Origin of the sequence: Nonomuraea sp. NPDC049625 (assembly GCF_040675285.1) — a bacterium.
Taxonomy (GTDB): Bacteria; Actinomycetota; Actinomycetes; order Streptosporangiales; family Streptosporangiaceae; genus Nonomuraea; species Nonomuraea angiospora_A.
In genome coordinates this window covers 127,265-149,428 of record NZ_JBFAOQ010000012.1, presented here as the reverse complement: position 1 = coordinate 149,428, position 22,164 = coordinate 127,265, and the positions used below count along the sequence as shown (strand labels likewise).

Below are 22,164 nucleotides of genomic sequence, written 5' to 3'. Positions count from 1 at the left end.
TGCTCGGCCATCCGCTACCCGATCTCGCGCAGCCGGTCGTCCAGGTGCCCCAGCACGCTGTCGAGGTCGCCATCCAGGTGGGCCCGCATCTGCTCCGGCGGGACGAGGGGCGCGAACATCCGCACGATCTCCTCCTGGGCGATCGCCGCGGCCTGCTGCACGGTGGCGGTGATGAGGCCGGCCAGCCTGCCGCTGTCCCGCAGGCGGGAGACCCGGGGGTCGAGCTCGAGCCGGATCAGGTCACCGCGGGCGCCCACGGTGGCGGTGACGAGGCCGTCGGGCGAGCTGTGGGTGACCTGCAGGGCTCGGGCGCGTTGGTGCAGTTCCAGGGATTGATCCTGCAGTCGCAAGAAATTGTCACGCAATTGGTTCGCGTATTCATGCAACTGGTCAGCGTTCATTTCTCGCACCGTAATGGGGGAAAGTCGGCGCTTGGCCCCATTTCAGGATTCGTCGAAGTGACGGTCTCCGCCCTGCTGCTCGTCGAGCGGCCGGCGCTGCCCTGGGTACGGGAGACCACCTCGGAGCGCTGAGCGGCCCGCGGCTGGGATAATTGCCGGCATGTGCGAAGCCGGGGGCTTTTGATGCGGTTCGGCGTGTTGGGTCCGGTTGAGGCGCGCCTGCCCGACGGGGGCCCGGTGGCGGTGGGCGGCCCGCAGGTGCGGTCGCTGCTGGCGATGCTGTTGCTGGAGGCCGGTCGCCCGGTGAGCGTCGGGCGGCTGGCCGCCGGCCTGTACGGCGAGGACGCGCCCGCCGACGTGGCGCACGCGCTGCAGTCGCAGGTCTCCCGGCTCCGGCGAGGACTGCGTGACGGGGCGGCCGTGGAGTTCGGACCGGCGGGCTACCGGCTCGCGGTCGACCTCGACGCGGTGGACGCGCACCGGTTCGCCCGGCTGGCCGGGCAGGGCAGGCAGGCGCTGGCCGGCGGGGACCCGGCGAGCGCCGCGATGGTGCTGGGTCAGGCGCTGGACCTGTGGCGCGGGCCGGCGCTCGCCGACGTGCTGGACGCGCCGTTCGCCGAGGCGGCGGCCGCCCGGCTGCTGGAGGAGCGGCTGGCGGCGGTGGAGGACCGGGCCGAGGCCGCGCTCGCGCTGGGCGAGCACCACGCGGTGGCCGCGGAGCTGACGGAGCTGGTGGAGGCGCACCCGTTGCGGGAGCGGGCGCGGGCGCTGCTGATGCGGGCCCTGTACGCCGGTGGCCGGCAGGCGGAGGCGCTCGCCGCGTACGATCAGGCCCGCCGGTTCCTGGGCGACGAGCTGGGCGTCGATCCGTCCGCCGAGCTGGCCGAGGCGCACCTGGCCATCCTGCGCGCCGAACCGGCGGCCGCCCCCGCGCTCCGGCGGCTGCCGGCCCAGCTCACCAGCTTCGTCGGAAGGGCGGAGGAGCTGCGCGAGCTCGCGGCGCTGCCGGCCGGATCACGGCTGGTCACGCTGACCGGTCCGGGTGGCACCGGCAAGACGCGGCTGGCGGTGGAGGCGAGCGGCCGGGTGTCCGGGGAGGTGTGCTTCGTCGACCTGTCCGCGTTGAGCGACGGGGCGCAGGTGGCGCCGGCCATGGCCGCCGCGCTGGGCCTGCGCGAGTCGGGACCGCCGGAGGATCGGCTCCTCGCGGCGCTGGCCGACCGGCCGGTGCTGGTGATTCTGGACAACTGCGAGCAGGTCGTCGCGAGCGCGGCCGGGCTCGCGCACCGGCTGCTGGCCGCCTGCCCCGCGCTGCGGATCCTGGCCACCAGCCGGGAGGCGCTCGGCATCACCGGTGAGGTCCTCTTCCCGGTCGGGCAGCTGGCCGTGCCCGCACCCGATGCCGCGCTCGCCGAGGCGCTGACCTGCCCGGCGGTGCGGCTGTTCGCCGACCGGGCCGCCGCCGTACGGCACGGGTTCGTCGTGGACGCCGCCACGATCGGCGCGGTGCGGCGGATCTGCGCCGCCCTCGACGGGCTGCCGCTGGCCATCGAACTGGCGGCGGCCCGGCTGCGCTCGTTCACCCTGGACGAGGTGGACGCGCGGCTGGCCGACCGGTTCCGGCTGCTGTCGCGCGGCGAGCGCACCGCGGCGCCCCGGCATCAGACGCTGCGCGCGGTGGTCGACTGGAGCTGGGGGTTGCTCGACCCGGATGAGCAGGCGCTCGCGCGCCGGCTCACCGTGTTCGCGGGCGGCGCCACCCTGGCGGACGCGGAGCGGGTCTGCGGCCTGGACGGGCCGGCCGGGTCCGACGACGTGGCGGCCGTGCTGGCCGGCCTGGTGGACAAGTCGCTCGTCGAGGCACACGACGGCCGCTACCGGATGCTGGAGACGGTGCGCGAGTACTGCGCGGAGCGGCTCGCCGAGACCGGGGAGCGGGAGGAATGCCTGCGGGCGCACGCGGAGTGCTTCACCGCGCTGGCCGAAGCCGCCGACCACCACCTGCGGGGGCCCGGCCAGCTGGATCGGCTCGCGCGGCTGGACGCCGAGCACGGCAACCTGCTGGCCGCACTGGGCTGGGCCGTCACCGCCGACCCGCCGCTGGCCGCGCGGCTGATCGCGGCCCTGTCCTGGTTCTGGTGGCTGCGCGGCCTGCGCGGCGAGGCCGCCCCACTCGCCGCCCGGCTGCTGGGCGAACACGCTCCGGGTGCGGAGAAGGCCGAGGAGTACGCGTGCTGCGTCGTGACCGCCGCCGCGACCGGCAACTCCACCGATGCCGGCCTGCGCGACCACCTGGACCGCGCCGCCGCCGGCCTCGCCGCGCACGACCGGCCGCTGCGCCGGCCCCACGTCGTGTTCCTGCTCTCGATGGCCGGACGCCTGCTCGACGTCGACCCCGCGCTTCAGCACCGGCTGTTCGACACCGACCCGTGGTCGCAGGCGTTCCTGCGCATGGGCGACGGACTGCGGCTGCTGCTCGGCGGTCGGACCTCCGCCGCCGAGGACGCGCTCACCGCCGCGCTGGCCGGTTTCCGCACGTCGGGCGACCGCTGGGCGATCGCGAACTCGCTGGACAAGCTCGCCGGGATCGCGGCCTGGCGCGGTGAGCGGGCCCGCGCGGTCGCCTGGATGGACGAGGCCATCACGCTCATCGAGGAGCTGGGCCGTACGGAGGACGCCGCGGACCTCCTCACCCGCCGCGCCGACCTGCTGGCCCAGGACGGTGACCTCGCCGCCGCCGGGACCGGCTACGAGCGCGCCGCCGAGGTCGCCCGCGCCGTCGGCGCGCCGGACCTGCTCGCCGACGCCCGCCGCGGCCTCGCCGACCTCGCCCGCCGATCCGGCGAACCCGACCAGGCCCGGCAGCTGTACGAGGCGGCGCTGGCCGGCTGCGGAGACGCCTCGATCACCGGGAGCCGGATCCGTGCCCGCATCCTCACCGGACTCGGCTGGGCCGCCGCCATGGACGGGGACGCCGCGCAGGCCCGCGCCCACCACCGCGCCGCCCTCGAGACGGCCGTGCGCAGCGGCAACCTGCCGGCCGCCGCGGACGCGGTGGACGGCCTCGCGGGGGCCGCGCTGCTGGCCGGTGACGCGGAACGGGCCGCGACGCTCATCGGCGCGGCGGCGTCCCTGCGCGGGGCGGACCTGGTCGCCGACCGCGACGTGGACGAGACGGCCGCCGAGGCCGAACGCGCGCTCGGGCCCGGCCGGTACGCCGAAGCACGTCACCGGGGCCGCGGGCTGAGCGCCGAGGAGGTGCTCGACCTGGCCGGTGAGTGACGGTGAGCGCTTGGTGAGCGCCTGGCGAGCGGGACCGGCGACGCTGTCGCCATGACACAGCACCTCGCGAACAAGACGGTCCTGATCTCCGGCGCCAGCGTGGCCGGTCCCGCCCTCGCATACTGGTTGCAGCGGTACGGGTTCACCCCGACCGTCGTGGAGCTGGCCCCGGCGCTGCGGGAAGGCGGCTACAAGGTCGACCTGCGCGGCGTGGCGATGGACGTCGTCGACCGGATGGGCCTCACCCCGGCCGTCAAGCGGTACAGCACGCGGATGCGCGGCGGCGCCTGGGTGAACGCGGCCGGCAAGCCGCTCGCCACCCTGGGCCCCGACCTCATCGGCCTGCGGGCCCCCAGCGACGACGAGGTGCTGCGCGGCGACCTGGCCCGCATCATGTACGACGCGACCAAGCAGGGCGTGGAGTACCTGTTCGGCGACAGCATCACCGGCCTCACCCAGGGCCACGACGGCGTCATGGCGACCTTCGCGCGCTCCGCGCCGCGCATGTTCGACCTCGTGATCGGCGCCGACGGGCTGCACTCGAACCTGCGGGCCCAGGTCTTCGGCGAAGAGGCGAAGTTCGTGCGCCCGCTCGGCATGCACGCGTGCGTGTTCACCGTGCCCAACCACCTCGGCCTCGACCGCTGGGAGCTGATCTACCCGACGCCGGGCAAGGTCGTGAACCTCTACAGCACCCGGCAGTCCGCCGCCAAGGCCCAGTTCATCTTCCCCACCCCCGCCGTGCTGCCCGACCGCCGCGACGTCGCGGCACAGCAGCGCCTGGTCGCCGAGACCTTCGCCGGCGCCGGTTGGGAGAGCTCCACGCTGCTGGCCGCCATGCCGCACTCCCCCGACTTCTACTTCGACTCCGCCAGCCAGGTCCGGCTGGACCGCTGGTCGGCCGGGCGGATCGCGCTGGTCGGCGACGCCGCGCACAGCCCGTCGCCGCTGTCGGGGCAGGGCACCAGCCTCGCCCTCGTGGGGGCGTACGTGCTGGCCGGCGAGCTGAAGGCCGCCGGGGGCGACCACCGGGTGGCGTTCGCCCGCTACCAGGAGGAGATGAGCGGGTACGTCGACGTGAACCTCAGCCTCGGCGAGAGCAACGCCAAGCAGATGGTGGCCGGCAGCACCCGCCAGATCCGCATGCAGACCACCATGATGCGGATGGTCAGCCACCTGCCCTGGAAGGACCTGGCCCTGCGCCCGATCCTGAAGCCGCTCAACGCCGCCGCGAACGCCATCACCCTCAAGGACTATTGAGCGGCCCGCAGGTGTTCGTGCGCCCATTCCTCGAAGGTCGTGAGCGGGAGGCCGAGCGCCCGCGCGTACTCCGGGCGGGCGGGTTGCCCGACCACGTTGAGGAACTCGTGTGAATCGACGCCATAGCCGGGCATGCCCGCGGCGACCGCCTCCTCGACGGTCATGTCGGGCGCGGTCAGCTCGGTGCCCAGAGCGCGGGAGAGCACCTTGGCGATGTCCGTCATCGTCAGGTAGTCGCTCGCCAGCTCCAGCTCGACCCCGTCGAACCGCTCCGGCGCGGCGATGGCCGCCGCGGCCGCCGTGCCGATGTCCTCGACCGCGACGAGGGAGAGCCGGGTGCCGGGCTTCAGCACGGTCGCCAGGCCGCCCTCGACGCCGCGCGGGAGCAGGTAGGCCACGGACGGGAGGAAGTTCTCCATGAAGAAGCCCGGCTTGATGATCGACCAGTGTGTGAAGCCAGCCTCGCGTACCCGGTCCTGGGCGCCGGCCTTGGCGGCGAAGACGGGCTCCATCGACGCCCAGCGCCCTTCGGCCCAGCCGGGCGCCTCGATGTGCTGCCCCGCGCCGGAGACGGACGTGTGCACGAACTGCGGCACGCCCGCGGCCAGCGCGCCTTCGATGAGGTTGACGGCCTGGGTCAGCCGCCCGCGAAGTCGAAGGCGCCGGCCTTCACCGCGGGCATCTGCACCGAGAAGACGGCCCGGGCTCCTCGCGCGGCCCTGATCACGGAGTCGCGGTCGTGGAGGTCGCCGGTGACCAGCTCGGCGCCGAGCGCCTCGACGGCCTTGGCCCGGTCGGTCGCGGGGTCGCGGACCAGCGCCCGTACGGGGACGCCCGCCGCGAGCAGGGCGCGGGCGGTGGCGCCGCCCTGCTGTCCGGTGGCTCCGGTGACCAGGACGGGTGCGGGATCGGTGGACATGTGGCTCCTCCAGGGATATTAAACGGCGGCCCCCGCCGGTTATATTTCGGTAAGATACGGCGGACCCCGCCACTTAGCAAACTGTGAGGTGACGCCATGACCCCCCAGCGCGCGGACGCCCGCCGCAACTACGCACTCCTGCTCGCCGTGGCCGAGGAGGCGATCGCCACGTACGGCGCCGACGCGTCCCTGGAGCAGATCGCCCGCACTGCCGGAGTCGGATCCGGCACCGTGCGCAGGCACTTCCCCACCCGCCAAGCACTGCTGGAGGCGGTCTTCCGCGAACGGGTCGAGACCCTGTGCGCCCACGCCCGCGACCTGACCGGCCGGCCCGACACCCGGGCCGCGCTGCTGGAGTGGCTGAGCGCCGTCACCGCGCAGGCCGCGACCATCCGGGGGCTGGCCATCGCGCTGACCCGCGACCGCGCGACCGGTCCCGGCGAGACGCAGGAGCACTGCGCCTCGGCGCAGCTCACCGAGGCGGGCGAGCCGCTGGCGCGGCGCGCCGCGGACGACGGCGCGCTGGCACCGGGGGTGACCATCGACGACCTGCTCACCCTGATCACCGGCATCGCCCTGGCCACGGAGCACCACCCGGACCCCGCCGCCGAGTCAGCCCGGCTGCTCGGCCTGGCCGTGGCGGGACTCAGCCCTCATCAAGAGTGAGCCGACCCGGCCACGAAGGACTCCAGCCGGTACAGGAGGCCGGCCATCTCGCCCTCGGGCAGGCGGGCGGTGTCGGCGCTCAGTTCCACACCGAGCGTGCCCTTCCAGCGCATCAGGGCCACGCAGAAGTCGCAGCTGCGCCGGTCCATGCCGGGCAGCCATTCCAGCTCGGACTCCCCGTCCGCGCGGTCGGAGCCACCCGAATCCTCGCCGGGGCGCAGGTCGTTGAAGCAGCACAACGGGAACATGGGGACGCCTCGGTCGGCGCTCATCCGGTCGACCATCGCGTGCAGGGCCAGCGAGTCGAAGCGGGCGCGCCGGTAAGACGCGAGAACCGCCGAATACGCGCTCACGAGGGTCTCGGCAAGGCTTCCGCACGGGCCCAGGGTGAACAGTCCCAGCTGATTCAGGCTGGTGACCAGGCCCCGGGTCCGGCTGTTGAAGCGGTTGTGCACGATCGGGGTGATCGCGGACACCTCGTGCCCGGTCAGCTCGCGCAGCAGCATGGCGACCGCCACCAGCAGGACTGTGGCGGTGCTGACGCCGGTGCGGCGGGCGAGCACCTGTGCGGCGTGGTCGAGCCGGGGCGAGGACAGCACGGCCCGCGCGAACCTCGGCGTCGCGCCGCTGCTGACCACGGTGGGGAACATGGCGGACGGTACGGTCCGCAGCAGCGCCTCCCACTGGGCGATCGACCGGTCCGAACGGGCCGAGGCCGCCTCCTCCTCCCGTACCAGGTCGAGCAACTGCGACGACGGCGGTCGCGTGATCACTCCGCGGAGCAGCAGCATCCGCAGATCGCGTACCACGACGTCGGCCGCGCGCCAGTCCGCGACGACATGATTCATCACGAGCGCCACGTGGGTGACGACGCCGTCGCAGACCACGACCCCGGCGCGCAGCGGCTGCTCGCCGTCGCCGAAGGGTCGCCCGGCCAGACGGGCGACAAGTCCGGCCGCGGCATCGTCCACATCGCTGCGTGCGGCCTCGACCAGCTCGATCGCCAGGGTCCCGGCCGCCGCCACCTCCTGGTACGGCCCGGTCGCGCCGAGCCGTACCACGGATCTCAGGGCGTCGTGCCGGCCCATCACCTCGGCCAGAGCGGCCGCCACGGCCCCGGGATGGCGCGGGCCTCCCGCGCCCGGGACGGTCAGCAGCCGGGGCACGTTGAAGTAGCGTGCGTCCGGCCCCACCCCCTGGATGGCCGTCCAGACGTCCCGCTGTCCCCATGCGAGCTCCGCCGTGCCGGAACGGCCGGAGGCGAAGTCCACCGAAAGCCGCATGGCGCTCTCCTTAGTTCCGGACCGCTGCTCCGAGCTCGGACAGCCGCAGGCTCGGGTCGCCGCCAGCGCGCGTCACCACGCGGGCGAACGCCTCCACCAGACGGTGCGCGGTGGCGGCGTCGAACAGGTCGGTCGAGTACTCCAGCCAGCCGCCGATCCCCTCGGGCCCCCGGTACACGTCGAGGGACACCTCCACCCGGGCCCGGCCCAGGTCGGGCTGCGGGCACACCTCCACGGCCAGGTCCCCCAGCTCGGTGCGGAGCAGGTCGCCGGTGGGCAGGTTGTGGGTGAGGTTGAACATCGCCTGGCACAGCGGCGGACGGCTCAGGTCGCGCGGCACCCGAAGCGCGCCGAGGATGCGGTCCAAGGAGGTTCCGGCGTGGGCGAGGGCCTTCATGGTGCTGATCCGGGTACGCCGCAGCAGCTCGCCGAAGGTCGGGTCCCCCGACAGGTCGGCCCGCGCGACGAGCGTGGTGGAGAAGTAGCCGATCAGCGGGGCCAGCTCGGGCCGGTTCCGGCCGGCCACGGGCACGCCGACGCAGAAGTCGTCCTGCCCGGCGGCCGCGCCCAGCGTGACCTGCCACGCGGCGAGCAGGGCCATGAACGGGGTGGCCCGGTGGGCGCGCGCGAGGAGTTCCAGGCGGGTGACGTCCGCGTCCGGCACGGCCACGGCCGCCTTCGCGCCGCGGCCGGTCCAGCGGGCCGGGCGGGGGTGGTCGAGGGGCAGGTCGAGCGGGGGTGCCCCGGCGAGCCGTTCGGTCCAGTAGTCCAGGTGGTCCCGGCCCTCCTCGGCCCGCCGCCGCTCGGCCGCGGCGAAGTCGCGGTACTGCGCGGGCAGCTCGTCCAGCAAGGGCGCACGGCCCTCCCGGTGGGCGCGGTAGCACTCGCCGAGCTCGCGCATGAGCACGTCGAGCGACCAGTGGTCGACCACGATGTGGTGCAGCACGATGCACAGGACGGCGTCGTCGGCGGCCAGGCGCAGCAGGCCCGCCCGCCACGCGGGGGCCGCCGCGAGGTCGAACGGCCGCCCCGCGTAGCCGGCGACCGCCTGTCCGAGGTCGGCGGAGGCGGGATCCAGGCGGTCCAGCCGTACCTCGCCGGGCTCGTCCACGACCTGCGCGGGCAGGTCGCCGTCCAGGACGAAGCGGGTGCGCAGCACCTCGTGCCGGGCGGCGATCGCGGTGAACGCCGCTGCCAGAGCGGTCTCGTCGACGGGGCCGCGCAGCCGTACCGGCCAGGTGATGTGATAGGCGCAGTCGTCAGGATCGAAGCGCTGCAGGAACCACAGCCGCTCCTGCCCGGTGGACAGCGGCCAGGTGCGCTGGTCCCGGCCGCCGAGCAGCGCCCTGCGCAGGGCCGCACGGCGTTCGGGGGGCAGCGTGGCCAGGCGGCGCCGCAGCTTCTCGCGCTCGAGGTCGGGGCTCACGTGGGGGTCACCTCGAAGGTTGGGAACGCTCCCACCGAAGCCTAGGTTTTACGCCGGAGGCCGGTCAAGATCCCCCATCGCGACGCCATGTGACCGGAAGCGGACGGTGGGCGATCAGTACACGTGGCACCGGCCCTTCATTCTCGGCATTTGACAGTCTGGAAAGCTCCCCGTCCGACCATTGCCGCTCCTCATGGTGATCGATAGAATTTGTGGGAGCGCTCCCAAAACCACCATTCCCCCTCAAGGAGTGCCGATCGTGCCGGAACGCCTGCTGGAAGAGATCACGGAGGACCTGTCCGACGACGACCTCGGGCTGCTCCTGCTGATCAGGCACTTCGAACGCAAGCTGCTCGACCTGTTCGGCCAAGGGCTCGTGCAGGGCACCACCCACACCTGCCTGGGGCAGGAGTACGTGCCGGTCGCGCTCACGCCGCTGCTGGGCGAGCGGGACTACATCTTCAGCAATCATCGCGGACACGGCCACTACCTGGCACGATTCCGGGATCCGTACGGACTGCTCGCGGAGATCACCGGGCGGGAGGGCGCGGTCTGCGGGGGCGTGGGCGGCAGCCAGCACATCCTGTCCGGCCGCTACCTGTCCACCGGGATCCAGGGCGAGAGCCTGCCGGTCGCCGCGGGCGTGGCGCTGCACCTGCGGGACGCCGAGCCGGGCGCGCTGGCGCTGGCGTACATCGGCGACGGGACGTGGGGCGAGGGCGCCGTGTACGAGGCGCTCAACATGGCCGCGCTCTGGCGGCTGCCGCTGGTCGTGGTGACCGAGAACAACGGGATCGCGCAGACCACGCCGACGTCGGCGCAGCTGGCGGGCACGATCGGGGATCGGGCGCGGGCGTTCGGGTGCCGGTTCCTGCACGTGGACTCGCGGCATCCGCACGAGATCCGGGACGCGCTGCGGCCGCTGTTCGAGCGGACCAGGCAGGGCGCGGGGCCGCTGGTGGTGGAGTTCGCCACGCACCGGATCGGGCCGCACAGCAAGGGCGACGACACCCGCTCCGCCGAGGAGCTCCGGCGCGCCCGCGACCACGACTGGTACCCGCGCCAGGGCGGCTCCCCCCGCTTCGCCCGCCTGGACGCGGAGGCGCGCGCGTTCGTCGAGGTGGTGGCCGGTGAGGTGCTCGGGCGGCCGCTGTCGGCGCGGGAGGGCTGAGGCGATGCGGGTCGCGGAGAGCCTCAACCGGGCGCTGCACGAGGTGCTGGCCGAGGATCCGTCCGTGCGGGTGCTCGGCGAGGACGTGCTCGACCCGTACGGCGGGGCGTTCAAGATCACGAAAGGGCTGTCCAGCCGTTTCCCCGGCCGGGTGCTGGCCACCCCGATCAGCGAGAACGGCATCGTCGGCGTGGCCGGCGGCCTGGCCCTCGCGGGCGGCAAGGCCATCGTCGAGATCATGTTCTCCGACTTCGTGGCCCTGGCCTTCGACCAGATCGTGAATTTCGCCAGCAAGTCGGTCTCCATGTACGGCAGGCCGCTGCGGCTGCCGCTGATCGTGCGCTGCCCGTCCGGGGGCGGTCGCGGCTACGGCCCCACGCACAGCCAGAGCCTGCAGAAGCACTTCATCGGCGTCCCCGGGCTCGCGGTGTACGAGGTGTCCCCCTTCGACGACCATCGCGAGCTGTTCGGCGAGATGCTCGCGCGCGGCGAGCCGTGCCTGCTGTTCGAGGACAAGATCCTCTACACCCGGCAGCTCTTCGGCGGCGGGGTCGCGGACGATCTGTTCCAGTACGACGTGCTGCCCGGGGCCGGCGGGGTGGCCAGGGTGTACGTGGACGATCCCGAGCAGGCCGACTGCGTGATCATCGCGCCGGGCGGGCTGGCGCACCGGGCCCTGGCCGCGATGCGCACGCTGCTGCTGGAGCGGGAGATCTCCTGCCTGCTGCTCGTGCCGCGGCGCCTGTACCCCTTCGACGTGGCCCCGCTGTCGCCGCTGCTGGAGCGGGCCGGCGCCGTGGTCGTCGCCGAGGAGAGCACCGCGGGCGGCACCTGGGGGGCCGAGGTGGCGCACCAGGTGCACAGCCGGCTCTGGGGGCGCCTGCGGCGTCCCGTGTCCCTCGTCCACTCGGCGGCAAGCGTGATCCCGGCGGCCGCCCATCTCGAGCGTGACGTGCTGGTGCAGGACACCGCCATCGTCCGCGCCGTACAGGAGCTCCTGCCTTGACCGAGCTGCGCGTGCCCAAGCTCAACAACAACGACACCGAGTACCTGCTGGTCGAGTGGCTGGCCGAGGACGGCGCGGGGGTGGTGAAGGGCGATCCGGTGGTGGTCCTGGAGACCTCCAAGGCGGCCGAGGAGCTGATGGCCGAGGCCGGCGGCGTACTGCGGCGGACGGCGGAGACCGGCGCGACCTGCCGGCCCGGGGACGTGATCGCGCACATCTCCGACGGCTCGGCACCCCCGCCGGCGGCCCCCGACCCCGGTGCGGCGGCAGAGGGGCCGATCGTCACCGCGCCCGCCCAGGCGCTGATCGACGAGCACGGCGTGGACCCGGCCCGGATCCGCGCGCTGGGCAAGAAGCTGATCAAGCGCGCCGACGTGCTGGCCCTGCTGGAAACCGGCACGCTGGAAACCGGCGCAGGCGATGCGCAGCCGCTGCCGGCCGTTCAGCGGGCCGTGGCCGCCGCGGTCACCCGTTCCCACCAGACGATCCCGGCCGCCTTCACCGCCGTGAAGCTGGACGCCGGCCCCGCGATCGCCCGGGCCCGCGCCCTCAGCAAGGAGGCCAGGGCGCTGATCGGGCTGCCGGAGCTGCTGGTCTCGGCGGTCGCGTCGCTGCACGGGCGGTTCCCGATGTGCTTCGCCGAGCCGGTGGCAGCCGACCCCTTGGCCGTACGCCCCTCGACGGCCCCGAACGTCGGCGTCACCGTGGACGTCGGCAACGGCCTGTACGTCCCGGTGCTGCGCGACGCCGACCGCCTGTCCGTCAAGGAGATCGCGGAGCGGCTCACGGCGTACCGGACGAAGGCGGCACAGGCGGCGTTCCGCGAGGGCGACCTGGCGGGCGGGAACATCGTCGTCACCCTGCACACCGACACGGCCGTGCTCCTCGCCGTGCCGATCGTGTTCCCCGGGCAGACATGCGCGCTGTCGCTGTGCGCGCCGCAGCACGAGTTCGCCCTCGACTCGGCCGGGAATGTCGTGAAACGCACCACGGTCACCCTCGGGCTCGCGTTCGATCACCGCCTCGTCAACGGGCGCGAGGCGGCGATGTTCCTGAACGCCATCCGGAAGACGATCACTCCCTGAGCCCGGACGGCCCGGTCAGGGCGCGCCGCGCGTCCTCCTCGCTCATCGCGTCGATCTCCTCGATCAGCAGGTCCTCGACGGCCTCGGCGAGCTCGGCCACGGTGCCGCAGCCGAACACCACCCGGATCGGCACCTCCACCTCCAGCATCGCCCGCAGCCGCGCCGCGACCCGAGTGGTCATCAGCGAGTGCCCGCCCAGCTCCAGCAGGTCGTCCAGCACGCCGACCCGTTCGAAACCCAGAACCTCGGCCCAGATCTCGGCGACCAGCGCCTCGCTGTCGGTGCGCGGCGCCGTGTAGTCCGTCCCGGTGACCCGGTCCGGCTCGGGCAGCGCGGCCCGGTCGAGCTTGCCCCGGGAGGTGAGCGGCAGCTCCGCCAGCCGTGACCACCGGGTCGGCACGAAGCCCCTCGGCAGCCGGCCCGCGGCGTGCGCGCGCAGCTCGGCCGGGGCGGCGGGGCCGGTGAAGTACGCCACCAGGTCCTCGCCGCGCGCGGCCACGGCCACCTGCCCGGCGCCGGGGTGCTCGCGCAGGGCTGCCTCCACGTCGCCGGGCTCGATGCGCACGCCGCGCACCTTGACCTGGTCGTCCAGGCGGCCCAGGAACTCCAGCTGCCCGTCCGAGCGCCACCGCGCCCGGTCACCGGTGCGCAGGCGCCGGGCCCCGGGCTCGCCGTACGGGTCGGGCTCGAAGGCGGCGGCGGTGCGGCGGGGCAGCCCGGCGTATCCGCGCGCCACCCCCGCCCCGCCGATCGCCAGCTCGCCCGCCGCGCCCGGCGGCACCGGCTCCCCCCGGGCGTCCAGCACCCGCACGGACGTGGCCGACAGCGGCCGGCCGATCGGCGGGCGCCCGCCGGGGTCGGTCCCGTCCAGCTCGGCCAGCTCGGCCCACGTGGCGATGACCGTGGCCTCGGTCGGCCCGTACGTGTTGACCAGCCGGGCCCCGGGCCCCTCACGATGCCACCGGGCGATGGCCGCCCCGTCGGCCTGCTCGCCGCCGAGGACCACCAGCCGCAGCGCGGGCGGCCAGGCCACCTCCGAGGGTGACTCGACGAGCCGGTGCCAGTACGCGGTCGGCAGGTCCAGCACGGTGATCCGGTGCCCGTCCGGCCCGGCCAGCAGGTCGGGCAGGCTCGCGGGGCCGTCCGGCAGCGGCATCACCGTCGCCCCGGACGCGAGCGCCGGGAAGATCTCCTCGACGTGGGTGTCGAAGCTCAGCGACGCGAACTGCACCACGTGATCCCCGGGCCCCAGGCCGTACTCCCGCCGCATCCACCCGACCCTGGCCGCCACCGAACGATGCTCGACGAGCACCGCCTTGGGCAGCCCGGCGGACCCCGAGGTGGTCATCACGTAGGCGATTCCCTTCACCGGCCCCCTGGCCGCGCTCCCGTCGGCCACGGCGTGCACCCGGTCCTCGCCGATCAGCCAGGCGGCGCCCGCGGCGGCCATGGCGTCGGCGTGCCGGGCGGGCGGGTCGGCCGGGTCCAGCGGCAGGTACGCGGCGCCCGCCCGCCACACCCCCAGCAGCGCCGCGATCACCTCGGCGGACGGGGCCAGCCGCACGGCCACCACGTCGCCCTCCCGGACGCCGCTCTCCCGCAGGGTGCCGGCGAGCGCGCCGGCCTGGTCCCAGAGGGCCGCGTACGAGACCACCTGATCGCCGCAGCGCACGGCCACGGCCTCCGGCGTCCGGCGCACCGCGTCCGCCACCAGCTCCAGCACCCCGTCCGCGACCGGCTCGGCGGGACCGTCGGCCAGCTCGGCCATCGCCGTCTCGTCCCGCTCGGTCCACGCGGGCAGCCGCGAGATCGGCGTGTCCGGCCTGGCCACGGCCCCGGCCAGCAGCGTCAGGTAGCGCTCGGCGATCGTCGCCACCTCGCCGGCCTCGAACACCGCGCCGTCGTAGCCGAAGCAGATCGCCAGCTCCTCCCCCGCCGGCCAGACCTCCACCAGCAGGTCCACCACGATCTGCTCGTGGCGTCCCTCGAAGTCCGACACCCGGACCCCGCCGTACGCCCGGTCCTGCCCGGCGGCGTAGTCCTGCAGGATGAACACGGTCGGCAGCAGCGTCTCGACGCCGCGCGCCAGCCGCTCCAGCAGCGGCGCGGGCCGGCCCATCGCGTCCAGCACCACCGCTTTGACCCGCCCGAGCAGCTCGGCGAACGTCGGGTCGCCCGCCAGGTCGCCGCGCAGCGGCAGGGTCTGGGTGAGGTAGCCGACCATCCGCTCCAGCTCGACCCGGTCCCGCCCGGCGACCACGGTGCCGACCACCAGGTCGTGCTGCCCGCTGTGCCGGAACAGCAGCGCCTGGTAGGCCGCCATGAGCACCATGAACGGGGTCGCCCGGTGGGCCACGGCCAGCCGCTCCACCTCCGCGAGGTGCCGCGCGCCCAGCCGTACCCAGTGATGGCCGCCCTCCCGGACGGCCGCGCGCGCTCCCGGACGGGCGAAGGGCAGCTCGGTGACCGGCGGCGCGGCCAGCGCCTCGGTCCAGTACGGCATGGCCTTGTCCGCCCTGCGCCGCTGCCAGCGGGCGTAGTCGCTGGACTGGATGCGCATGTCGGGCAGGCGGGCGGGGCGGCCCTCGACGGCGGCGGCGTAGTGCTCGCCCAGGTCGTCGAGCATGATCTCCAGGGAGTGCCCGTCGGCCAGGATGTGGTGCAGCGTCAGGCACAGCACGTGATCGTCCGGGGCGACCTCGATGACGGCGACCCGCAGCGGGACGCCCGCGGCCAGGTCGAAGGCGGCGTTGGTGCGCTCGGCGACCAGCGCGTCCACCTGCTCCCCCGCCGCCGTCAGCCACTCGATCGGCGGCGACCACCCGACCGGCCCGGCCACCGCCCAGGGCGTGCCGTCCTCCTCGGCGAAGGCGGTGCGCAGGCTCTCGTGCCTGGCCACGAGCGCGCCGACGGCAGCGGTGAACGCGTCGCGGTCGAGGGGGCCGCGCAGGCGTCGTACCAGGTACATCGTGTACGAGGCGTCGCCGGGCTCCAGCCGCTGGAGCATCCAGAGCCGTTCCTGCGCGGGCGACAGCGGCGCCCTCATGACCCGGCCGCCAGGTCGTCGAACAGCCCCTGGAGCTCCTCGGCGCTCAGGCCGTCGAGCTGGTCGCGCAGCGCGGCGACGTCGGCCAGGCTGAGCTCGGCGTCGTCCAGGTCGTCGAGCCGGGCGGCGAACCCGGCGATCGTCGGACGCTCGAACAGCACGACGATCGGCACCTCGAGACCGTACCTGGCCTGGACCCTGGCGATGATCTGCGTGGCGGCCAGGGAGTGGCCGCCGAGCTCGAAGAAGTCGTCGTCGGCGCCGATGGGCTCGGTGGCGCCGAGCACCCCCGCCCAGATCTCGGCGAGGTCGGACTCGACCCCGGCGGCCGGGGCGCGGAAGGCGGCGGTGCCGGGGCGCGTCCAGGACGGGGTGGGCAGGGCGGCGCGGTCGAGCTTGCCGTTGGGGGTGAGCGGCAGGGACGTCAGGGTCGTGTGCCGGACCGGGATCATGTAGTCGGGGAGCGAGGCGCGCAGTCGTTCGCGCAGCGCGGCCCAGTCCACGGCCTGCTCCCGCGGGACCAGGTAGGCCACCAGCCGCCCGTCGCGGACGGCGGCCGCGGCGTCCCTGACCTCGGCGGCCGATCGCAGGGCGGCCTCGATCTCGCCCAGTTCGATGCGGAATCCGTGCACCTTGACCTGCTGGTCGGCGCGGCCGAGGTACTCCAGCCGGCCGTCGGGCGTGATCCTGGCCAGGTCGCCGGTGGCGTACATGCGGGCGCCGGGGACGCCGGCGTACGGGTCGGGCAGGAAACGCGCGGCCGTCTGGCCGGGCAGCCCGTGGTATCCCCGGGCGACCCCCGCGCCGCCGATGTGCAGCTCGCCGGCCTCCCCGTCGGCGACCGGCGTCCCGTTCCCGTCCAGCAGGTGGAGCGAGGTCCGCCCGATGGGCGAGCCGAGATCCACGGCCTCGGGTCCCGGCCGCACTCGGCCGGCCGTGGACCACACGGTGGTCTCGGTGGGCCCGTACACGTTCCACAGCTCGGCGCCGTCGGCCAGCAGCGCGTCCGCGAGATCGCGGGGCAGCGCCTCGCCGCCGCACAACCGGGTCCTGATCGTCGCGGGGACCCCGCCGGACTCCAGCAGGATCCGCCAGCCCGCCGGCGTCGCCTGCATGATCGTGACCCCCTCGGCGACGGCCCGTTCGCGCAACGCCCACCCGTCGGAGACCTCCCCGGTGGCCGCGATCACCACCCGGCCGCCCGTGAACAGGGGCAGCAGCAGCTCCAGGACCGAGATGTCGAACGACAGCGTGGTGACGGCCAGCCACCGGTCCTCCGGCCCGATCGGCAGCAGCTCGGCGAACGACTCCAGCAGGTTCGCCACGGTCCGGTGCGGCACCGCCACCCCCTTCGGGCGGCCGGTGGAGCCCGAGGTGAACATCAGGTACGCCAGCCGGTCCCCATCGGCCGCGACCCCGCCGGACGGGGCGGGAGCGCCGGTCAGCGGCCTGCCCCCGGGCGAGAGCGTGACGACGGCGGGAACGCCGTCCAGCAGCGCGGGATCGACGCCCGCCTGGGTCAGCACCAGGCCGATGCCGGCGTCCTGGCGCATCATGCGCAGCCGTCCGGCGGGGAAGGCCGGATCCAGCGGCACGTACGCACCGCCCGCCGTCCACACGGCGAGCATCGCCACGAGCATCCCGGTGGTCCGCTCCATGCACAGCCCCACGGGCGTCTCGGGGCCGACGCCGTGCCCGCGCAGCACGGCGGCCAGGTCCTCGACGCGCCGGTGCAGCTCCCGGTAGGTCACCTGACCGTCGGAGCCGGTCACGGCCACCGCGTCGGGGGCCTTGTCCAGCCACCGCCAGATCGTGCCCGCCGTCCCGTTCGCGGCACTGCGCGGGGGCGGCGTCGTGTCGTCACTCAACGTCGGTATCGCCTTTCAGTTTCGCAGGCTGAGCGGGCGCATGTCCGTCCAGACGGTCTCGATGTGGCCCAGGCACTCCTCCTGGGTGCCCGCGAACCCCGCGTCGGACCAGCCGGGCGGCAGTTCGCGATCCGCGGCCCAGACGGAGTACTGCTCCTCGTGGTTGACGACCACGCGCATCTCGGCACTCACGTGTTCTCCTCGCTGACCAGTAGCGTCTCGACCTCGCGCAGCGTCGCCTCGATCGCCTCCCGGGGCAGGAGGGCGGTGTCGGCGAGCAGGTCCAGCCGGCAGGTGTGGGTGGCGGGCCCGGCGGTGCAGAACACCTCGGCGTCCACCTCCGGCCAGGCCCCCACCGGGAAGATCCGGCCGGGGGTCGCGGGCGGGTTCGGCGGCAGGTTGGGCCAGCCCCCGGTGACCCGTACGTCGTTGAAGTAGGCGGTGGGCGGCGGCCCGGTCTCCTCGATCAGCGCCCGCTGGGCGGCCGGGTCGTAGCGGGCGTGCCGGTACGCCGCCAGCACCCCCCGGTGGGCGGCCCGCACCACCTCGGCGAGCGGCTGACCCGGGGCCACGTCCAGGACGAAGATCCCGTCCTGGACGAGGGTGGCCACCATGGGCGCCAGCCGGGGATCGTGCCGGTTGCCCACGATGAGCTGCAGCGCGACCGTGCCGCGGCCGGTCAGCCGGGACAGCAGCGTCGCGTACGCCCCGAGCAGCACGCTGCTGGTGCTCACCCCCCAGCGCGCGGCCAGCCCGGTGGCCGCCGCGCCGAGCGCCGCCGACTCCATGCCGAGCTTGACGAACCTGGGCTCCTCGGGCCTGCCCGGCGGCGCGGCGAACAGCGGGCGCGGCATCCGTTCCAGCGCCGCCCGCCAGTACCTGAGCGCCCGCTCGCCGCGCGCCGCGCCCTCGGGCGAGCGTTCCTCGGCGGCCAGGTCGAGCGGCTGCGGGACGTCCTGGGGCAGCGGCTCCCCGGACAGCAGCCGCGGCCACTCGCCGGCGATGACGTCGAGCGCCCGCCCGTCCACCGCCATGTGCGTGAACGCGAACGCCACCGCGCGCGGCCTGCCGCCGTCCATGACGACGGCGCAGCGCACCGGGAGCTCGTCGGCGTAGTCGAAGCCCTTGGCCGCGAGCTCGGCGGCGATCTCCCCGGCCAGCACCCTGGGCCGGGAGCCGGCGGCGTCGACCAGCTCGACCGCCAAGCGCCCCTGCCCCGCGACCCGCTGCACCATATCGGCCGGCTCCGGGCCGGGGAGCCAGTTCGTCCGCAGGCTCTCATGCCGTCCGAGCAGCCGCGCGAGGGCGGCGAGTACGGCCGGCAGGTCGGGCTTGCCGTGCACCGGCAGGGCCCACGGCATGTTGAAGTACGGGTCGCCAGGGGGCAGCCACTCGGTGAGCCGCCAGATCGCCCGCTGGCCCCAGGTGAGCGGCCCCTGGCCGGACCTGGCGCCGGTGAACTCGACCGTCACAGGACCGATCACGGGGCCGATCATGACGGGCGGCCCGCGAACCGGGACAGGTGGTCGACCAGCCCGTCGAGCGTGTCGAGGCTGCCGTCGAACTCGATGTCGAAGCCGAACGCCTCCTCGATCGCGTCGATCAGCCGGATGTAGCCCAGCGAGGTGAGGCCGAGCGCCGTCAGCGAGCAGTCGGCCGCCAGCACCTCCGCCGCGGTGAGCTCGCCGTCGCTGGCCTGGGCCACCAGCGCGGCCACGCGCTCCCTCAACATGCCTGCTCCCGAAGGCGGGCGACCTCCGCCGCGATGCTCGTCGCGGTGGCGTCGTCGATGAACACCTCGAAGGAGAGCTCCACGCCGTACCGCTCCCGGGCCCTGGCCATGATCTGGGTGATCGTGAGGGAATGGCCGCCGAGATCGAACAGGTCGTCGTCGGGTTCCACGTCGTCCAGTTCGAGCTCCTTGGCGAAGATGGCCTGGATCTCCCGTACGAGCTCGGCGGCCACCGGCCCGCCCGCTCCCGTGTCGGCCGTGATCACGGACGCCGCCGGCACGGGGGCGGGCAGCGGCAGCCGGTCCAGCGGCGCGTCCGGGTCCGCGGCGACCGCCGCCAGCAGCGCGGCGAAATCCTCCCGGATCCGCTCGGCCCCCGCCGGGTCGAGGAGCGCCGGGTTGTACTGCAGCCGCGCCGCCGTGCCCGCCGGGTCATCGACGATCTGCAGGTGGAGGGTGTTGCGCACCCAGCCGTTGAACATCATCCACTCCACCGACGCGCCGAGCCCGGGGAACAGCGGGCCCGTCTCGGGCCGCCGGCGGTAGCTGAGCGACACGGGGGTGAGCGCGGCGCGCGGGCCGATCCCGTCCACGGCCCTGGCCAGCGGAACCTCGCGGTGCCGGTACAACCGTCGCAGCTCGACCCGCAGGCTCCGCGCGAACTCGCCGAACGTGCCCGCCTCCGGCGCCCCGATCACGGGCAGCTCGTTGACGAAGGCGCCCACGTGGTCCCGGCTCCGCTCGGTCCGCGTGGACAGATCCACGCCGACCGCGGGCCGCGCGTTGCCGTACGCGCGCAGCAGCGCGACGAACGCGGCCAGCACCGCCTCGAAACGGGTGACCTCCAGCCGCCCGGCGAGCCCGCCGAGATCCTCGACGACGAAGTCGAGGGCGCAGCCGGGTGCCGCGGCCACGGAGACGCCGGTCAGGCCGGGCAGGTGCAGCTCCCGCTGGTCCTGCCACCGGTCCTGCCAGTAGCGCCGCGCGTCCGGCAGCGCGTCCGCCAGCCTGACCTGCTGCTGGACCGTGACCTCCGGGTGCGTCAGCACCAGCGGCGCCGGCGTCGCGCCCCCGTACCAGGAGGCCAGGTCCCGCAGCAGGATGTCCTTGGACTCCCCGTCGAACACCGCGTGATGGGCCTGGAACAGCAGTACGTGCCGCTTGGCGTCCTCCCGGATCAGCGTGAACCGCGCCGCGGGGCCTTCCCCCGGATCGACCGGCCCGGCCAGCTCCTCCTCAAGGTCGCCGCCTTCGCGCATCGGCGGCACCCCGTGGGGGACCACCCGCAGCTCACCGCCGTCCTCGGCGAGCACGCCGCCCAGCACGGGATGCCTGCGCGCCACCTCCTCACACGCCTCCGCCAGGGCCATCACGTCGAGCGGCCCGTCCAGCCACACGGCCAGCGGCATGTGAAAGGCCCGCCCGGCGACCCCGGCCCGCTCGGTGAGCCACATCCCCTGCTGCGCAGGGGAGGCCGGCCACGATCCGGTCATCTCCCGCCTTCTTTCTCCACAGCGCCTGTTTCCATAGAGCCTGTTTCCATCACGGAGTCCGCCTGCTTCAGCAGATCGCGCAGGCCGGACTTGACGACCTTCCCCGAGTGGTTCCGGGGCAGGTGGTCCACGAAGATCACTCGTGTCGGCAGTTCGTGCGCGGCCAGCCGGGCCATGAGGAAGGCCCGCAGCTCCGTCACGCGCGGCGCCCGCGAACGGGGCACGACGGCCGCGGCCAGCACGGTGCCCAGCACGGGGTGCGGCACGCCGGTGACCGCCGCCTCGGCCACGTCCGGGTGCTCGTGCAGCGCCGCCTCCACCTGCACGGTCGACACCTTGTACGCCCCGGACTTGACGACGTCGCTCTCCCGGTCGACGAGATACAGGTAGCCGTCCGCGTCGAGGTAGCCCAGATCGCCCATCCGCACCCACCCGTCGCGGAAGGTGTGCGCGCTGGCCTGCCGGTCCCGGTAGTACGAGCGCGCGGCGGCGGGAGAGCGCAGCCAGATCTCCCCCGTCTCCCCGGCCGCCGGCGGCGTGCCGTCGGGGCCGGTGATCCTCAGCCCGCTGCCGAGCGCCGGCCGGCCCAGGGCGGCGGGCCGCGACGGGTCGTAGATCATGACGGTCTGGGCGGGCGCCGCCTCGGTCGAGGTGTAGTAGTTCGTCACGGTCGCCTTGGGGAACGCCGCCGCCAGCCGCGCGCACAGCGCCGCCGGCAGCGCCGAGGCCGCCGACCCGAGCAGGACCACGCCGGAGAAGTCGTGCCGCTCGTGCAGCCCGGCGTTGAGCAGTTCCAGGGCCATCGCCGGCACCAGGAACACCGTCCCCACCCGCCGCGACTCGATCAGCCTGGCGAACCTGCCCGGGGTGAACCGCGCCAGGGTCAGCACCGACGGCCGCGCGTCCAGCGCGTTGATCAGCATGGCCTGGCCGGCGTTGGTGCCGATCGGAAAGGCGTGCAGCAGCAGCCGCGAATGCCCGAACCTGCGGCGATTGGCCCGGGTGGCGCTGCCGTAGGTGAGGTTGGCGTGGGTGGCCGCCACCGCCTTGGGCCTGCCCGTGGTGCCGGAGGTGTAGAGGATCTGCGCCAGATCCGCCGGCCCCGGCGGCGCGGGTTCGCGCGAGCCGGGCTCCAGCTCGGCCGGCACGGCGCTCCAGTACCCGCCGTCCGGCGGCGCGGCCGGCCCCTTGCCGGCGTGCAGCACGCCGGTCGCCGAGCAGTGCTCCAGCATGTACGCCACCTCGGCCGGCGCGAACCGGTCGGAGATCGGCACGGCCACCCCGCCGGCCAGCTGTACGGCGCAGTAGGTCACGGCGAAGCCGGTCCAGTTCTCGGCCCCGAACAGCAGCCCCACGCGGTCGCCCCGCCGCACCCCGCGCCGGACCAGCCCGCGCGCCAGCGAGTCCACTTGCGCGTGCCAGTCCGCGAAGGTCAGCGTGCCGCCCCCGGCGACCTCCAGCGCGACCCCCTCGGGCTCCTCCGCGGCCCGCCTGGCGAGCAGCTCCGGAACGATCATGACTCGCCT

Annotated in this window: 19 protein-coding genes; 7 read left to right on the top strand and 12 right to left on the bottom strand. The window is 74.5% G+C overall.

The genetic code is table 11. The annotated features are described in order from the left end of the window. Positions 1-14 precede the first annotated feature (14 nt). Positions 15-350, bottom strand: a complete 336-nt coding sequence (locus tag AB0J87_RS41235; RefSeq protein WP_363975275.1) for a YbaB/EbfC family nucleoid-associated protein — start codon at positions 348-350, stop codon at positions 15-17. Between AB0J87_RS41235 and AB0J87_RS41230 the strand changes: the two genes are divergently transcribed. The 3 genes from AB0J87_RS41230 (at position 333) to AB0J87_RS41220 (ending at position 4,943) form a co-directional block, all read left to right on the top strand. Continuing rightward, positions 333-533 (top strand): hypothetical protein, encoded by a 201-nt coding sequence (locus AB0J87_RS41230; RefSeq protein ID WP_363975272.1) that lies wholly within the window; start codon positions 333-335, stop codon positions 531-533. The two genes, AB0J87_RS41235 and AB0J87_RS41230, sit on opposite strands and share 18 nt — an antisense overlap. A 63-nt stretch (positions 534-596) precedes the next feature. Beyond that, positions 597-3,683 carry a BTAD domain-containing putative transcriptional regulator gene (locus AB0J87_RS41225; RefSeq protein WP_363975269.1) on the top strand — a complete coding sequence of 1,029 codons (3,087 nt, stop codon included), beginning with the start codon at positions 597-599 and terminating at the stop codon, positions 3,681-3,683. A 51-nt stretch (positions 3,684-3,734) separates the two neighbouring features. Next, a complete protein-coding gene (locus tag AB0J87_RS41220; RefSeq protein ID WP_363975266.1) occupies positions 3,735-4,943 on the top strand; it encodes an FAD-dependent monooxygenase in 1,209 nt (402 codons plus the stop codon). On the opposite strand, the gene AB0J87_RS41215 is transcribed toward AB0J87_RS41220, so the two are convergent. Further along, positions 4,937-5,539, bottom strand: a complete 603-nt coding sequence (locus AB0J87_RS41215) for an NmrA family NAD(P)-binding protein (protein ID WP_363975263.1) — start codon at positions 5,537-5,539, stop codon at positions 4,937-4,939. The two genes, AB0J87_RS41220 and AB0J87_RS41215, sit on opposite strands and share 7 nt — an antisense overlap. Before the next feature lie 41 nt (positions 5,540-5,580). Beyond that, positions 5,581-5,862, bottom strand: a complete 282-nt coding sequence (locus AB0J87_RS41210; RefSeq protein WP_363975261.1) for an NmrA family NAD(P)-binding protein — start codon at positions 5,860-5,862, stop codon at positions 5,581-5,583. A gap of 96 nt (positions 5,863-5,958) precedes the next feature. On the opposite strand from AB0J87_RS41210, the gene AB0J87_RS41205 reads away from it, so the two are divergent. Then, positions 5,959-6,528, top strand: coding sequence for a helix-turn-helix domain-containing protein (locus tag AB0J87_RS41205; protein WP_363975258.1), 570 nt, complete (start codon positions 5,959-5,961; stop codon positions 6,526-6,528). On the opposite strand, the gene AB0J87_RS41200 is transcribed toward AB0J87_RS41205, so the two are convergent. After that, positions 6,519-7,811: a condensation domain-containing protein gene (locus tag AB0J87_RS41200; protein ID WP_363975255.1), complete on the bottom strand. Its 1,293-nt coding sequence runs from the start codon at positions 7,809-7,811 to the stop codon at positions 6,519-6,521. The two genes, AB0J87_RS41205 and AB0J87_RS41200, sit on opposite strands and share 10 nt — an antisense overlap. Before the next feature lie 10 nt (positions 7,812-7,821). Continuing rightward, positions 7,822-9,237, bottom strand: coding sequence for a condensation domain-containing protein (locus AB0J87_RS41195; protein WP_363975252.1), 1,416 nt, complete (start codon positions 9,235-9,237; stop codon positions 7,822-7,824). 259 nt (positions 9,238-9,496) lie between these two features. On the opposite strand from AB0J87_RS41195, the gene AB0J87_RS41190 reads away from it, so the two are divergent. The 3 genes from AB0J87_RS41190 to AB0J87_RS41180 are packed head-to-tail and all read left to right on the top strand — an operon-like array spanning position 9,497 to position 12,499. Further along, entirely contained in the window at positions 9,497-10,408 is a 912-nt protein-coding gene (locus AB0J87_RS41190; RefSeq protein ID WP_363975249.1) for a thiamine pyrophosphate-dependent dehydrogenase E1 component subunit alpha, read from the top strand. A gap of 4 nt (positions 10,409-10,412) precedes the next feature. Then, positions 10,413-11,414, top strand: coding sequence for a transketolase C-terminal domain-containing protein (locus AB0J87_RS41185; protein ID WP_355199833.1), 1,002 nt, complete (start codon positions 10,413-10,415; stop codon positions 11,412-11,414). Beyond that, a complete protein-coding gene (locus tag AB0J87_RS41180) occupies positions 11,411-12,499 on the top strand; it encodes a 2-oxo acid dehydrogenase subunit E2 (protein WP_363975245.1) in 1,089 nt (362 codons plus the stop codon). The genes AB0J87_RS41185 and AB0J87_RS41180 overlap by 4 nt, the downstream gene beginning before the upstream one ends. Here the strand turns inward: AB0J87_RS41180 and AB0J87_RS41175 are convergent. From AB0J87_RS41175 to AB0J87_RS41145, 7 genes are read right to left on the bottom strand one after another with little or no spacing between them, the layout of a single operon-like run. Continuing rightward, positions 12,489-15,545, bottom strand: coding sequence for an amino acid adenylation domain-containing protein (locus AB0J87_RS41175; RefSeq protein WP_363975242.1), 3,057 nt, complete (start codon positions 15,543-15,545; stop codon positions 12,489-12,491). The two genes, AB0J87_RS41180 and AB0J87_RS41175, sit on opposite strands and share 11 nt — an antisense overlap. Next, entirely contained in the window at positions 15,542-17,413 is a 1,872-nt protein-coding gene (locus AB0J87_RS41170; RefSeq protein ID WP_363975239.1) for a non-ribosomal peptide synthetase, read from the bottom strand. Before AB0J87_RS41170 ends, AB0J87_RS41175 begins: the two co-directional genes overlap by 4 nt. Positions 17,414-17,428: 15 nt before the next feature. Continuing rightward, positions 17,429-17,593 carry an MbtH family NRPS accessory protein gene (locus AB0J87_RS41165; protein ID WP_350735841.1) on the bottom strand — a complete coding sequence of 55 codons (165 nt, stop codon included), beginning with the start codon at positions 17,591-17,593 and terminating at the stop codon, positions 17,429-17,431. Between the two features lie 8 nt (positions 17,594-17,601). Further along, on the bottom strand, positions 17,602-18,897 hold the full coding sequence (locus AB0J87_RS41160) for a condensation domain-containing protein (RefSeq protein ID WP_363975236.1): 1,296 nt from the start codon (positions 18,895-18,897) through the stop codon (positions 17,602-17,604). Between the two features lie 8 nt (positions 18,898-18,905). Beyond that, positions 18,906-19,145, bottom strand: coding sequence for a phosphopantetheine-binding protein (locus tag AB0J87_RS41155; protein ID WP_350735567.1), 240 nt, complete (start codon positions 19,143-19,145; stop codon positions 18,906-18,908). Next, on the bottom strand, positions 19,139-20,638 hold the full coding sequence (locus AB0J87_RS41150) for a condensation domain-containing protein (RefSeq protein ID WP_363975232.1): 1,500 nt from the start codon (positions 20,636-20,638) through the stop codon (positions 19,139-19,141). Before AB0J87_RS41150 ends, AB0J87_RS41155 begins: the two co-directional genes overlap by 7 nt. Further along, positions 20,635-22,155 (bottom strand): AMP-binding protein, encoded by a 1,521-nt coding sequence (locus AB0J87_RS41145; RefSeq protein WP_363975229.1) that lies wholly within the window; start codon positions 22,153-22,155, stop codon positions 20,635-20,637. The genes AB0J87_RS41150 and AB0J87_RS41145 overlap by 4 nt, the downstream gene beginning before the upstream one ends. Positions 22,156-22,164 lie beyond the last annotated feature (9 nt).

Bases quoted from the DNA above. Each gene is read 5' to 3' on its own strand.
- AB0J87_RS41155 (WP_350735567.1), bottom strand. From the start codon at position 19,145: ATGTTGAGGGAGCGCGTGGCCGCGCTGGTGGCCCAGGCCAGCGACGGC.
- AB0J87_RS41185 (WP_355199833.1), top strand. From the start codon at position 10,413: ATGCGGGTCGCGGAGAGCCTCAACCGGGCGCTGCACGAGGTGCTGGCC.
- AB0J87_RS41210 (WP_363975261.1), bottom strand. From the start codon at position 5,862: ATGTCCACCGATCCCGCACCCGTCCTGGTCACCGGAGCCACCGGACAG.
- AB0J87_RS41165 (WP_350735841.1), bottom strand. From the start codon at position 17,593: ATGCGCGTGGTCGTCAACCACGAGGAGCAGTACTCCGTCTGGGCCGCG.
- AB0J87_RS41175 (WP_363975242.1), bottom strand. From the start codon at position 15,545: ATGAGGGCGCCGCTGTCGCCCGCGCAGGAACGGCTCTGGATGCTCCAG.
- AB0J87_RS41220 (WP_363975266.1), top strand. From the start codon at position 3,735: ATGACACAGCACCTCGCGAACAAGACGGTCCTGATCTCCGGCGCCAGC.
- AB0J87_RS41145 (WP_363975229.1), bottom strand. From the start codon at position 22,155: ATGATCGTTCCGGAGCTGCTCGCCAGGCGGGCCGCGGAGGAGCCCGAG.
- AB0J87_RS41205 (WP_363975258.1), top strand. From the start codon at position 5,959: ATGACCCCCCAGCGCGCGGACGCCCGCCGCAACTACGCACTCCTGCTC.
- AB0J87_RS41150 (WP_363975232.1), bottom strand. From the start codon at position 20,638: ATGACCGGATCGTGGCCGGCCTCCCCTGCGCAGCAGGGGATGTGGCTC.
- AB0J87_RS41200 (WP_363975255.1), bottom strand. From the start codon at position 7,811: ATGCGGCTTTCGGTGGACTTCGCCTCCGGCCGTTCCGGCACGGCGGAG.